Genomic DNA, 12,992 nt, shown 5'->3' on the forward strand with positions numbered 1-12,992 from the left:
ATTTAAACATAAAATGTCGCATTATTTAAAGTGGTGATTATAAATGCCAGAAATATCATAAACAGGCATAAGCAAAATCGAAAGGTTGACGAAAAACTTATGATAAAATCAGGCGGTTCTTTTTTCTACAATGGAAAGCGCTGTACTATCGGCGCGGTTATCTCGCTCAAAGGGTTGCCTCACATGGTCACGGTTTCTCACATATTTCGAGGGGAAGGAGACCATCTAACAGTCGATGGAATGAAACTTGTTGTCACGAGAATTTTGAAAGACTATGATTTAGCTCTGATAGAGCTTCCTCCTGGCACCGCGGTTGAAATGACTGAATTTGGCAGTGCAACTGTGTTGGAGGAAGCTTTTCTTGTTAACGATACCCATACTGTTCGACTAAGGGTGGTTAATGCCGGAATTTCATTGCTTTTTCTGAGCTTCCAGTTCAGTGATATGCCTAAACCGGGGGATAGCGGTTCTCCTATCCTGCAGGCAGGAAAGGTAATAGGGCTTATGTCTTCGATAACAATGAACAACTGCACGGTAACTGCAATAAGTACTGCGCAGTTTTCAAGTTTATTTGATTCTACTTAAAGACTCTACTTAAAAGTAGACTTGCTGTTTATAAAGAAAGTGTTTACCAGAGAGATGGCAAGCAACATAAACCACAATGAATTAAACTGGTAATTGTTCATTTTACTCTCGATTTCAACTTCTTTTTTTTTCACCTTCCTATTTTCTCTACAACCCTTTCCTAATCGAAGTGGAAGGGTAAAAAGAAAAGAATAAGGATTATTCAAACTCTTTTTCATATGTTAGTAAATCGTCAATGTGTTGAACTTGTATTACTTCTTTATTTTCAGAATAATTAATTGAGGACTCACAATCAAGACTAGAAATGCAAAATCCGTTTTTATCACATATTAAAAAGTCGTCTCCTTGAACCTTTTTCATGAATTCCTTAACTTTCTTGACTTTAGCAGCGCAAGTCGAAGCGGGTTTAATCTCTCCCAAGATCTCGCCGAGTTTCGTTTCAAGCAGTTGATTGCCCGTTTTCTCAATAATACTGCTGCATTCTTCTAAACGTAGTATCAATTTACCGATTTCATCTATTTCAGGATTCCAGACTTTGACTTCATTAATTAGCTGTTTAGCTCTCTCGTTCCGTATTTGTATCAACTTCTGATTATATTCTTGTGTTTCTTTTTCCATATTTTCACTCATCCTTAACTTCCCCTCTCTCGTCTCCCCAGCTCCATAGGATCTTTCACAATAAAGGAAATTTAAGGCCTTCAGAAAGGCCTCAGAAACTCTACAGGGATATACTCATTTGAGTCTTCTCCTTCAAAGTGTACTTGAATTTCACCGGTTTAAATATCAATGGTTCCGAGAACAGTATCTTTTCGTTTATGATTCTCGTACCTTACGTTCATCCCTCTGTTTATACCTTTCAGTTCCGTGTCTATTACGCCTCATTTAGTGTGTTTATAGCTCCTATATACATTGATATTAAAATTCGTAACAAGCAAACCTACTATTTTAAGCCCTTCTAAAACGCTTCAAAAATAATGCTAGACTTATTATTAGTCGTACCTTTTAGTAAAAAGCGAATAGAGAGTCTGAGAATAAGCTTATTTGAAATAGAAAACTGTAAAACATCGTAGAAATTCACAGAATTTTTAGTAAAACCAGTATAGTAAAAATATAAAATTTGCCGTTTTTCTTGAATGAATAATATAGACTTATTATGTCCCCTGCTTCTCCCCCAGATTATCTAAGAACTCTTTAAGATCAGGACTCAGTCTTACACAAAAAGAAGCTCCTATTGCTTCGCTGACTTCTTCGTAGCTGGATTCATGGCATATACACTTCTATACATCATACAAAGGAAGTTGCTTTTTCCAGACAAAGTAATTCATTCTTTGAGTACATACCAAAATTATTAACACTGATCCTATTTTTTGGCCTAGCGTGGATATAGCAGTAATCTCTGCAACATTTTAAACTCTTTTATATAAGTCTTTTGTTTTTATAATTACACATTTTACATTCTTCAGTTCTTTTGTAAGGTCTGTCATTTGTTCAAACAAAATCTAATCGCGTATAAGATAACGACCATTCTCATATTTTTATGAAGTATTGTATTAATTAACTAATTTTTCGCTTCAACTTGTAAAACAAAACCAAAGTTATTATAAGCCTTTCTAAGCCCTTCAAAATTAACCCTAGATTATAAAAATTAAAGTCGCTTAGAAAGCCTATTAGAGGATCTTAGAATAAACTTATATTTAATACTGTAGAATAATCCAGTCATCTTGAGACGTATCTCCGAATTAAAGGCAAGAAAAGAAGAGCAAAAGGCTAAAATCTAGGATCTAAAAGCTCAATTATTTTTTTATTTTTCCTTGTTCTATGGAAGCAAATTGATATTTAATCTGTTGTCCTCCCTGGTTAATTTAGTAGTACTGAAACACGAACCGAAATAAAATTTAGAATCATTGCTTACGTGCATTATTTATCTAAAAGAATATAGTTAGGTTTGCGAACAGACTTTAAGTATTTGAAGATTTGCAGGAAGCAATGGCGGAAGCTTCCTGCAATTTGAAATCTTTTTTTCTAATCACTGTTCCCAAGAAATACAATAAGAAAGGAATCTATTAAAACTCATGAAAAATTCAGTAGTTTTCCCTAAAACAACCAATTGCATTTTAGCCTAATCACAAAAGGAGGCAGGCGAGTCTAGCCTGCGTGGAAAGGCTTAGACTTATTTATTTCTCTCAGATGGTGCTCTTCATGCAATATATATAGCTCTTGTGGTTGCTCTTCTTGAAGCAGGGAGAACAGAGATGTTATTGAGAGTAGTAAAAGAAGTACAGGAAAGAAAAAGAATTTATGAGATGTGGAAACAGTAAGTTTATGAGGCTTAATCATGGATCGAAGACGACGTTTTGAAAAATACGACTGGTTAATCTCAAAAACTCAAAGCATACTTAAACATTATAGCTGTCCTGAATCGTGTAATGCGAGTTGCTGCAAACATCATATTATTGACTTTTATAGAAAAGAATATGAGAAAACCTTAAAAAATGTAGATAAAGAAAGTGCGAATATTTTAAAATCAAATGCGGTAAAATCAGAGTTGGAAGGATGTTATAAAGCAATAAATGCCGTCGGGCAGTGCCCATTATTGATAAACTCAAAATGCAGAATATACAATAATAGGCCGGAAGCATGTAGGACTTTTCCTTTTGTAATTTTCCCGGATATGGAAGCAGGATTTGGTTTAACGTTGTTGTTGTGTCCGATATCTGTTAATATAATTCAAGATTATGCAGAGTGGTATAAATCGGTAAACTCAACAATGTATAATCAATTAAATACCGTGTGCGAACAGTATAAAAACATAGACAAAAATAATGATTTTTGTATTCAAATGAAAGAGCATAATTTAGATTCGTTCATAGAATTTCTTGAAAAGAAGTAATCATTAATTTTTCCTTTTTATATTCCTTCTCTCGTTCATGTTTTATTCTTTTGCCTAGCTGGATTGCCTCTGTATCCGTGAGAATCCAAAAAAGAAAACAATTCTTGTCCTAGATAATTCAAAATCACATCGTGCTGATGAAACGGTAAGAAAAGCCAGAGATTAAAAATAAAACTTGTGTTTCTTCCACCTTATTCACCAGATTTAAATCCTGTAGAATTTATATGGAAACAATAAAAGAGAGAAGTATCTGTTAGAGTTATTCGATCAAAAGGATATATGAAGAATATAATCAGAGACGAGTTTAATAGAAGTATCAAAGTCACTATCATTTGCAAAGGAATGGATGGAAACATTCCATTCACAAATTAAAAGTATAATTTATTGAGTTAATAACTATAAATGTATAAGTTTTCTCACAAAACTTATGTATTACCTTGACATTCCCAGCAATTCCGGTTAAAAAAGAACAAGTCAAGAACCTAAACTACTCTTGTCTTAATGAAGCTAAATATATCAATGAGTTATTTGGAATAGTTTTATAATATTGATACATTTCCCTCGGATATTTTGACTTTTGCTCATCGTCCATATATTTACATGCTTATTCTAATATTTTTGCAACGGAACCGGATAATTTGTTAGATCCCATCAAAGACTTTTTAGGAGAGAATCATGAGAATAAAAGTTTGTGGTATTAAAAGGATCGAAGATGCTATTATGGCTGCATACTGTGGAGCTGATGCGATTGGATTAGTAGTGGGACAAAAACATAATTCAGATGACTTTATTGACAAAGGTTTAGCCCAAAAAATCGTGAAAGAATGCCCACCTTATATTTCGTCAGTTCTAGTTACAGAACTGGATGATGCTGAAGAAATCTCTAATCTAGCGCATAAAATAGGTGTTACTTCTATCCAATTGCATTCTGATTGTACAGTTGATAGTATCATGTCACTGCGTAAAAGCCTTCCTCATATAAAAATAATCAAAAACTTTCATGTTAACGGATTAGAAGTTATTCAGGCTATGAAACCCTTCGAATCTGTGGTAGATGCTTTTATCTTGGATACTCTGGATTTAGCCAATGATAAAGTAGGTGGAACAGGTTTAGTCCACGATTGGAACATTAGTAGAAAGATCGTTAAAGAGGTATCGCGACCAGTTATCTTAGCAGGAGGTCTGACTCCAGAAAATGTTGGAGAGGCTATACGGTTTGTAAAGCCATATAGTGTAGACGCCAGCTCTGGGCTTAAAGGCTCTGATGGTTTCAAAGATGAAATGAAAGTGATTAATTTCGTGTATCGTGCAAAACGTGAATTTTTCAAGGTCAGAAATTTATCTTTAGAGAACTAAAAAACCCAGGCCTTTAGAGGATAATTACAAGTTGAGGTATGGTAACAATTTGTTTTTTCCTTTTCTCTTTCACGTGCAAACCTTAGAAGCTTATCGAAAAGAAAAATGGCTACGTTTATCAGTAACCATAGCCATTGGAAAGTTTATAGAGAATTAAGAACGTGAAATATTTTTAATTTATAACTTTTGATTATTTTTCCATTTCTATATATGCAGACTTAAAATTATACAAATCCCCATAACTGTTTTGTCCAAGGTCGTTATTGTTTATACTCCCTGTAGCTGTGGCTGTTCTATAGTTAGAACTACTGGTACTCTTAAATCTGTAATCGCCGCCTGTTGAAACATAGGTAGAGCTACCCTTCTGGACTTCGCCTGTTCCAGTCCAATCAGCTGTGACGTTCAATGTCTTCATTTCACCTGTATACCAATTGTAAACATTAATTGGAACCTCAGACAGGCTTGCAGAATTAAGCTTTTTATCTATCTTAAAAACATTATCCTTTGTAAACATGTACCCCGACTCATCACTCACTGTATATCCGGTTGTGGTATCCCATGTATAGGTACTCAGATAGATATCAGTTCCATCGTCGGATTCAGTTACAGATAGATAAGTATCGGTAATTAGATTACAACCTGTCGCGTTAGACCAACAGGCCCATGCAGAAGCACCGTTGTCTCGTTGAATTGTTTTAGATTCCAGAGCTTGTACGCTTGTAGTCAACGAGAGCAAAACTATGAGAGCAAGAGTTACTGAAAATATTTTTCTCATTATATCACTTCCGTATATTCTCATATTTAAACGGACTATACAAAAATTTTAGAATGAAGTTGTGTACATTTTACAACATATACAACTGTCAAACATAATTTAATATCATCATATATAAAGACTGTGTAAAAAATTTCCAGAAAGCAAAAAGATCTAAAAAACAAGTAAAAAATGAATTTATGCATTTGTCTGTTCATCCAGGAAATCGTTTAATTTTCGCCTTTCATTTACATATTGAAATTTTATGCTAACTCTACATGCATCTATGCTAAATAATACGGTCATCGAAGAAAAAATATAGCCCTTTTAAAAACCAAGTTTCTAGCTAACGTTTTTCAAAAACCATTACATAGTATTTGTACGGAAATTTTATTGTAAAACCTCTACAGTAAAATTGGTCTAGTTCTTTCACTACTTCTTGTTTTTAAAATAACATCCGGAAAAATTCTCTTCTACCAGTTTTCTAGAATATAGTTACCTGCACAAAATTCCAATAAAGCAGTCATCCTTCCCCACTTTTCAGGAGATAGCTGTTCATCTCTAGCTCAAAAGTCCAATCTGCTATTATTTTTGAGACATGCTACCGAAAAGTCCTTGAGAGTGTCTAGTAATAAAGATATCTATAAATTCGAAGATTTTATACCTATAACTAGAACCGGTGCTAATTAATTTAATAAAGGCATCAAGCTTTATTTTTTGTCTTGGATCGCTCATAGGCTGTCCGATAATAACAATTAGTATAATAACCGAATTCCTTCTTTTTTGATTTAGAGACTTTAGATGCCTTGTTTTTTATAGGTTTTTGCCCCAAAACAATTTTTTGGACAGCCTGTTTAGGTTTTAGTGGTCGCACTGATTTTCCACTTTGTTTCAAGTACTCCAGGGCTTTTGAAACTTCAAAAGTTGTATTTTATCATGTTTTTTCAGGCCTCTGGTACCTCTGGTACCTCTGGTACATCCCATAAAAGTTCATTGGAACCCATAAAATATTCTACTTTTTGCATATCGACAAATTTGGAAAACTATTTATCAAGAAACAGTATCTTAAGTTCAGCAAGGAGATTTTGTAGCTATGTTTGAGTTAAAAGTTGTTACCCATTTTGCAGCAGCCCATCAGCTTAAGATGGTAGCCAAAAAGTGTGAAAACCTTCACGGACATAACTGGAAGGTCGAAGTTTGTGTGGCTGGAGAAAAACTTAATGAAGCCGGAGTACTGGTGGACTTTGGAGAATTAAAACAGAATGTATCCGAAATCATGACAAGGCTGGATCATAACTTTTTAAATGAGCTCGATTACTTTGATGACAGCAATCCACCGTCTTCGGAAAATATTGCCCTATACATTGCAAATTCCCTTCAAACCATGCTAAAAGATCCAGAAATCAGGGTTACCAGTGTTACAGCCTGGGAATCGGAGAATGCCTGTGCAACATATTTAACTTAATTCTTTCAAAGGTCAGTCATTATCTCTTATGAGCAGGCAACATCATTTAAGGTAGTTTTAACTGTTTTATCCCAAAATAGTTCATTTTTTAATTTCTTTTCTTAAAATTATATCCCGTATACGAGTTGTCGTCAATCGAACTTTCATATAGTTTCGAATCTGCGAAATAATTTCAGGATACAACGAAAAGAATTTTTGTGAAAACAGATTTAGTTTTCCTAAATGTTTTACTTACATAGCCTTAAAACTTAACCTCCTTTAGACACTATTTTTATTTTATTGTCAAAACTTATTTTATTGTCAAAAAACATCTCTTTATTTAAAATCACAATGCAGATAGCAATTATAATTAAGACGCCGGTTTCAATACATTTAGAGCTTATCCCAAAAATAATTTTATCCTCAGGTCGATAAGAATTTCAGAACATTTTTTCCGTAATCAGAAACTTATTGATTATTTCCGAATTCGAGGTTTACAGAAGCAGTTTTGAGTTATGGGATAGGCTCGGTTGTAACTTCATGTTCTCTGCAGATAAAGTGTTATTAGGAGATCTTTCCGGCGTATACTCACCTAAAACCTTATATCCAACATTCTTATCTCAAAGATTCTTATCTGGCTATATTTTTGGCAACCACTTATTTAATACTCTGCCACTTATTTAATGCTCTAATTTATACTGATCTCAATTGACGCAAAGAAACTGTCCATATCCGCGTGGAAGGTTATTCGCCTTTCAAGAGCATTTATTTTCGAACTGGAGACAGGCATTATCCTCAGATAGGGAAAATAGGTAAAAAAGGTTTGAGGAAGTCGAGTGAAAGTATTAACCTGTTTCCTTAGAAGGCATTTCCACAAAGCAACCATATATATTAAAATAATTATATATAAAACATCGGAATTTTTTGATCTACTTAGAGTTCTTAACTTCGAAACGGTGGGGAAAATGAAAGGGGTAAAAATAATATTTGGTATTTTTGCAGTTATTGCACTTGTTTTTGGAACTTACGCGGTTCTTAGAACCGTTTCTATTAATGGCTGTGGAGAAAATGGAACCGGGCTTGCCTGTATCGAACTTCCAAATGGTTTTTCCATTGATTATTATGCCGAGAATATTGAGGGTGCGAGGTCAATGGCCCTTAGCCCTAATGGCACTATTTTTGTCGGGAGCCGGGATGCGGGAAGGGTTTATGCGGTCCTTGACCGAAACAACGACAGTAAAGCCGATGCTGTGCTTGTGCTTGCCGAGGGCCTGGATATGCCAAATGGGATGGCATTCAGGAATGGTTCTCTATACGTTGCTGAGGTTTCCAGAGTGATTCGCTATGATGATATTGAATCAAGGCTTGAAGATCCACCTGAACCCGTCGTGGTCAATGATAATTTCCCATCCGACCGCGCTCACGGCTGGAAATACATCAAATTCGGGCCTGACGGGAAGCTTTATGTGCCTGTAGGAATGCCGTGTAATGTTTGTAATAAGGAAAGGGAAGACGAGCGGTATGGAACAATTATGAGAATGGAAGCCGATGGAAGCAAACTTGAGATTTTCGCAAAAGGTGTCAGGAATACTGTTGGGTTTGACTGGAATCCCAAGACCGGAGAATTATGGTTTACTGACAACGGAAGAGATTGGCTTGGAGATGATATGCCTCCGGATGAACTTAACCGGGCACCTTTACAGGGAATGCATTTCGGTTTTCCCTATTGCCACGCGGGAGATATTCCAGATCCTGAATTCGGGAAACTCAGGAACTGCTCGGAATTTACACCTCCCGAAATAAAATTGGGCCCGCATGTGGCTGCCCTTGGAATGACCTTTTACACAGGTACAATGTTTCCTGAAGACTACAGAAACCAGATCTTTATTGCCGAGCATGGGTCATGGAACAGAAAAATCCCAATCGGATACCGGGTCTCCCTTGTCAGGCTGGAGAACGGAAAGCCTGTAAGTTATGAGCCTTTCGCCGACGGCTGGCTTCAGGGACTTGCAGCCTGGGGAAGACCTGTTGATATTCTTGTAATGTCTGACGGATCCTTGCTTGTTTCCGATGACAAGAATAACGCAATTTACAGGATCAGCTACGGCTGATCCAATTTCCGGATCTGGTAGATGTAATCTGGTGAGCGTAATCTGATGAGCGTAATCTGGTGAGCGTAATCTGGTGAGCATAATCTGGTAAATGTATTTATTTTGATATCCTCATATACATAAGCAGGGGGATTAAGTTGTTATCCAAAATACCTGTAGATATTAAAAACATAACAGAAGGGGATATTGATAAAGAGATCCTCAGAGCTGCAATCGTCGCTGAGCTTGATGCTGTAAACCTTTATGAGCAGATGGCAAACTTAACAAAAGATGAGAATATAAAAGCTGTGCTTATGGACGTAGCAAAAGAGGAAAAAACGCACATCGGAGAGTTTCAGGCCCTTTTACTGAAATTTGACCCTCAACACGAAAAGGAACTTGAAGCCGGAGCTAAAGAGGCGGAAGAGGTATCGTCCAAATAAACTTCTCCCCTAAGTTAACAGGCCTTCCTAGAGGTCTCTTTATATTGAAATTTTTAAATGTAGGTATATAAAGTGTTGAATCATTTTTATTTGCAGGAACAACGATAATCGAGAGGGTTAGGCCCTGTAAGTCTACTAAAACGCTTATTTTTATTCCTTTTACTTTTTTGTGTCCATCGTAGCCGATATTTCTCCTTTTTTAGCCGAACATCCTTTGTATTAGTAAAACAATGTGAAAGATTTACTTTCTTCAAGTTTTAACCTTTGTTTAAAAGTTTATTGAAAATCTTCTGATAGGTACCATGTTCACACAAGTAAAGATGAAATCTATGCACTGTTGACTTAGATCCATATTTCCTGGGAACGTCTTTCCACATACAACCTGCCATAACAACGTACAAAATATCGTTCATTAACTTCCTCATATTTGCACGCGGCCTTCCTGTATGTGGTTTCTGTGGAGGAAGATAAGGTTCTATGGAATTCCATAGAAAGTCATCGATTTCATGGAATGACATAAAAGTAAATTTATAATTTCAACATAATATTACTTTTGGGATAGGCTCATGTAATACTGAAAAGAGCAAATTTTTCAATTATATTTAAGGAAAAGTCGGTCGTACGGGCACGACCGGTGAGAGCCTGGGTTCTAAAATCAATTCATTCCCAGCAAGGGTTCAAAACCAATCTATTTCCAGCAGGACTGCCTAAAAAGATTATTTCCGGTTTCACTCCTTCTTTTCCAGGCAGATGAGCCCTTCGGCGTACGGAAGCGTCTCTTTCATCCAGACACAGAACTCTCTCCACTCATCAAGCTTGTGATTGCGGCGCTGGAAATAGATATTGCGGAGCTCAGCATAATTGGTCACAACTGTCCTTTTCTGCATGAATGCGCTCGGCAGGTCCTGGACAAGTTCCCTGAAAACCGCTTTTCGGTATGCTTTGTCCTCTTCACTGTCTCCCTCGCGGAATTTATAGGCTTTGATAAGGTCGTTAAGGTGCCGGATCTGGTCATTCCTGTAATCGGTCAGGGTATCAAAAGAAAAGTCGTGAGGTGCAAGCTCCTTGCTTGTCAGCTTGTGCATCGTTGAAGTGGAGTTTTTTTCTGCGAACTTGTAAGTATCAAACTCCTTCCACCAGTAGAGAGGAGCGGTAAGGTCAAAACAGACCGTGATGAACCTTAAAAACTTCCCATGTTCGTTCCCTGCAAGGGTCAGACGCTGGGCCAGGTTTAGATCCTTTTCTCCGAGCTTGCAGTTTCCTGCTTCATCAGGCTTACTGCTGTCCATAAGGTGCCAGGAGTTCATAGGGTTCCGCATGCCGAGAATTGCATAATAGATATTATATGTACCGTGTAACTTCATTTCAATCATAAAAGCGCCTCTTAAACCCATTACGAGAAGCAGTTTATAAATCTGTTTGTTGAAGTCGTTCATAAGCCGACGTGATAAATAACTTGTAAATGTGTCATAAACCGACGTGATAAATAACTTATAAACCTATCTATGGCAAATAAAATAACTGGTTTTAAACAAATTTAGAAGACAACCAGAAAACTCTTTTTAAACCCGGTCTTTCATAAATTCGGAAACAAAAAACACTTTTGAGGCAGATTTTTCAGATGAGGTTTTCAGATAAATTTCATTCAGGCGCTTTCGATAGCTTTTACGGGATCGAGTTTTGCAGTTTTCCGCGCAGGGTAGATGCCTGAGATTATATTGATTATGAAAGCAAAGAAAGCCGCATATACAAATTGAGGGGCTCAACTTCAAGAGGAAGAGTCTGGATTCCGAAATACATCTCTTGCGGAACCTCGATTTCGTAGTTCTGAAGTGCGACAGTTACAATGTAACCAAGAGAAGTGCCGAGTACAAGCCCCATTTCCCCAAGGATCACGGGCTGAAAAGAAAGACGACCATTATGCTTTTCTGAGAGGCTCCCATAGCTTTGAGGGTCCCGATTTCGGAGGTTCTCTGAGCAACGATGTTAATCAGGGTATTCGCTATCCCGAAGCCTACAATGCCATAAATTAATAAATAAAAATATTTGCAAAATATCTTCTGAGTATTCAGGAGATTTAAAATTTCTACATTTGCTTCGAGCCAGCTGACTGCATCAAGTCCGGATTCTCTTTCAATTGAACTTGCTATAACTTCGGCCTGGTACGGGTCTGCAACCCTGACTCCTATTGTACTTATAACCTCTGGCTCATTGAAAAAATGGGCAGTGTGCCGATTTTTCTGTAAAATCACAAATTTCAATAAGTTAATGGGTCAAAAATTCAATATCAGAAGGCCAATTTCTCCTACAGGATACAAAAACTTGACTTAGAATTTACAGCAAATTCGCAACACTGACAAAAAATGCTGCACCGAATCAATCCTTGCATAGGACGTTACCTCATCTGCACCAGTCCCGGTATGAATAAGCCCTAAAACCTTAAAGGAAGTGTCTTATGAACCTGGAAAAACCGCATCCACACGATCTCCCAGTTGAACCCCAAGGTATTTTTCTGCAAGCTTATCTCCAAGCACGATTCCGTACCTTGTATGCACAAGCGATAGGAATCTCCCTTCTACCACATCCTCGTTTATTCGCATAACCGCATATCAGCCTCAGGTTCAACCCCCTGAAGTGAAATTCCCTCGGCATTGTCACGGTATTCCAGCTCCGCCTGGCCAAGATATTTAGGAGACACTGCTATAACTCCTTCTTTTTCTGTAATCCGGGCTGAATTGTATCTGTAAAGATGAATAAATTCTTCTTCTTCATCTTGAGGGGTTATAATGATATGCGTATTATTCTCAATGCTTGATTGTACGAGTTCTGCCTGAAAACCAGAAAGTATAGCCATCATTATCGTTGACATATACAGAAAGGGCAACTGCCAGAATGGCAAAAAAAGTTTGCCTTCTTCTGGACAAGACCTGCCTCAAAGCTATTTTCAGTTCGTACATATTAGTGAACTCTTGTCTGGATAAGTCTATATAGATAAATCCTATCTGAATAAATCTGTATGGATAAGACATATCTGGATAAACTACTATGTGAACAGATTCAATTTTTTAAAACGTTGGATCAGTTACTCTAATTTTCATCTTCATTGCAGCAGAATAAAAAATTGCTTTTGGATAGCTAGTCTTTGGATATTTAGCCTTTTTCGAGATTTCCTTTTCTTCGATGCTGAGCCCTATGACAAACTCAGTTCCTTTATCTCTCTTTAGCTTAATCTCACCGTTCAACTGCTCTACCAGAATATTTACAAGATGCAGACCAAGCGTTTCTGGATTTTCAAAATCAATATTCTCTGGAATGCCAATTCCGTTATCTGAGACAATAAGGGTATATCTGGTATCTTTTCTGTCAGGTATAGTCACCACTTTAAATAATAGCCACCACTTTAAATAGTGCGACATTTTATGTTTAAATT

General features: G+C 36.8%; 16 protein-coding genes and 1 pseudogene. 7 read left to right on the forward strand and 10 right to left on the reverse strand.

What is annotated here, in order from left to right:
• Positions 1 to 30 precede the first annotated feature (30 nt).
• Positions 31 to 585 (forward strand): serine protease, encoded by a 555-nt coding sequence (locus BP621_RS00250; RefSeq protein WP_292387026.1) that lies wholly within the window; start codon positions 31 to 33, stop codon positions 583 to 585.
• Positions 586 to 783: 198 nt separating this feature from the next.
• Here the strand turns inward: BP621_RS00250 and BP621_RS00255 are convergent, their stop codons facing one another.
• Positions 784 to 1,215 carry a hypothetical protein gene (locus tag BP621_RS00255; protein WP_292387029.1) on the reverse strand — a complete coding sequence of 144 codons (432 nt, stop codon included), beginning with the start codon at positions 1,213 to 1,215 and terminating at the stop codon, positions 784 to 786.
• Between the two features lie 1,705 nt (positions 1,216 to 2,920).
• Between BP621_RS00255 and BP621_RS00260 the strand changes: the two genes are divergently transcribed.
• The 3 genes and pseudogenes from BP621_RS00260 (at position 2,921) to BP621_RS00270 (ending at position 4,831) form a co-directional block, all read left to right on the forward strand.
• Complete coding sequence (locus BP621_RS00260; RefSeq protein WP_292387031.1) at positions 2,921 to 3,475, forward strand: YkgJ family cysteine cluster protein; 555 nt, start codon at positions 2,921 to 2,923, stop codon at positions 3,473 to 3,475.
• A gap of 73 nt (positions 3,476 to 3,548) precedes the next feature.
• Positions 3,549 to 3,863, forward strand: a pseudogene (locus BP621_RS00265) (transposase); the annotation flags it as partial.
• Between the two features lie 287 nt (positions 3,864 to 4,150).
• Positions 4,151 to 4,831, forward strand: a complete 681-nt coding sequence (locus BP621_RS00270) for a phosphoribosylanthranilate isomerase (RefSeq protein ID WP_292387034.1) — start codon at positions 4,151 to 4,153, stop codon at positions 4,829 to 4,831.
• 190 nt (positions 4,832 to 5,021) lie between these two features.
• Here BP621_RS00270 and BP621_RS00275 read toward each other — a convergent pair whose 3' ends face one another.
• On the reverse strand, positions 5,022 to 5,606 hold the full coding sequence (locus BP621_RS00275; protein ID WP_292387036.1) for a hypothetical protein: 585 nt from the start codon (positions 5,604 to 5,606) through the stop codon (positions 5,022 to 5,024).
• Between the two features lie 1,072 nt (positions 5,607 to 6,678).
• Here BP621_RS00275 and queD point away from each other — a divergent pair.
• The 3 genes from queD (at position 6,679) to BP621_RS00290 (ending at position 9,562) form a co-directional block, all read left to right on the forward strand.
• Entirely contained in the window at positions 6,679 to 7,050 is a 372-nt protein-coding gene (queD, locus tag BP621_RS00280) for a 6-carboxytetrahydropterin synthase QueD (protein WP_292387038.1), read from the forward strand.
• A 944-nt stretch (positions 7,051 to 7,994) separates the two neighbouring features.
• Complete coding sequence (locus BP621_RS00285) at positions 7,995 to 9,140, forward strand: PQQ-dependent sugar dehydrogenase (protein ID WP_292387041.1); 1,146 nt, start codon at positions 7,995 to 7,997, stop codon at positions 9,138 to 9,140.
• Between the two features lie 137 nt (positions 9,141 to 9,277).
• Complete coding sequence (locus tag BP621_RS00290) at positions 9,278 to 9,562, forward strand: ferritin family protein (RefSeq protein WP_292387044.1); 285 nt, start codon at positions 9,278 to 9,280, stop codon at positions 9,560 to 9,562.
• Here the strand turns inward: BP621_RS00290 and BP621_RS17150 are convergent.
• The 8 genes from BP621_RS17150 to BP621_RS00320 all read right to left on the reverse strand — a co-directional run.
• Positions 9,531 to 9,749: a transposase gene (locus BP621_RS17150; protein WP_394339272.1), complete on the reverse strand. Its 219-nt coding sequence runs from the start codon at positions 9,747 to 9,749 to the stop codon at positions 9,531 to 9,533. The genes BP621_RS00290 and BP621_RS17150 overlap by 32 nt on opposite strands.
• A gap of 70 nt (positions 9,750 to 9,819) precedes the next feature.
• Complete coding sequence (locus BP621_RS17155) at positions 9,820 to 10,080, reverse strand: transposase (protein ID WP_394339271.1); 261 nt, start codon at positions 10,078 to 10,080, stop codon at positions 9,820 to 9,822.
• Between the two features lie 210 nt (positions 10,081 to 10,290).
• Entirely contained in the window at positions 10,291 to 10,935 is a 645-nt protein-coding gene (locus BP621_RS00295) for a hypothetical protein (RefSeq protein ID WP_292387046.1), read from the reverse strand.
• A gap of 349 nt (positions 10,936 to 11,284) precedes the next feature.
• Complete coding sequence (locus BP621_RS00300) at positions 11,285 to 11,458, reverse strand: hypothetical protein (protein ID WP_292387049.1); 174 nt, start codon at positions 11,456 to 11,458, stop codon at positions 11,285 to 11,287.
• Positions 11,455 to 11,814 (reverse strand): ABC transporter permease, encoded by a 360-nt coding sequence (locus BP621_RS00305; RefSeq protein ID WP_292387052.1) that lies wholly within the window; start codon positions 11,812 to 11,814, stop codon positions 11,455 to 11,457. Before BP621_RS00305 ends, BP621_RS00300 begins: the two co-directional genes overlap by 4 nt.
• 201 nt (positions 11,815 to 12,015) lie before the next feature.
• Positions 12,016 to 12,162 (reverse strand): hypothetical protein, encoded by a 147-nt coding sequence (locus BP621_RS00310; RefSeq protein WP_292387055.1) that lies wholly within the window; start codon positions 12,160 to 12,162, stop codon positions 12,016 to 12,018.
• Complete coding sequence (locus BP621_RS00315; RefSeq protein ID WP_292387057.1) at positions 12,153 to 12,431, reverse strand: hypothetical protein; 279 nt, start codon at positions 12,429 to 12,431, stop codon at positions 12,153 to 12,155. The genes BP621_RS00310 and BP621_RS00315 overlap by 10 nt, the downstream gene beginning before the upstream one ends.
• 196 nt (positions 12,432 to 12,627) lie before the next feature.
• The coding region (locus tag BP621_RS00320; protein ID WP_292387059.1) for an ATP-binding protein at positions 12,628 to 12,992 on the reverse strand (365 nt) is incomplete at its 5' end.

The sequence above is a fragment of the Methanosarcina sp. UBA5 genome (assembly GCF_002505485.1).
Classification (GTDB): Archaea; Halobacteriota; Methanosarcinia; order Methanosarcinales; family Methanosarcinaceae; genus Methanosarcina.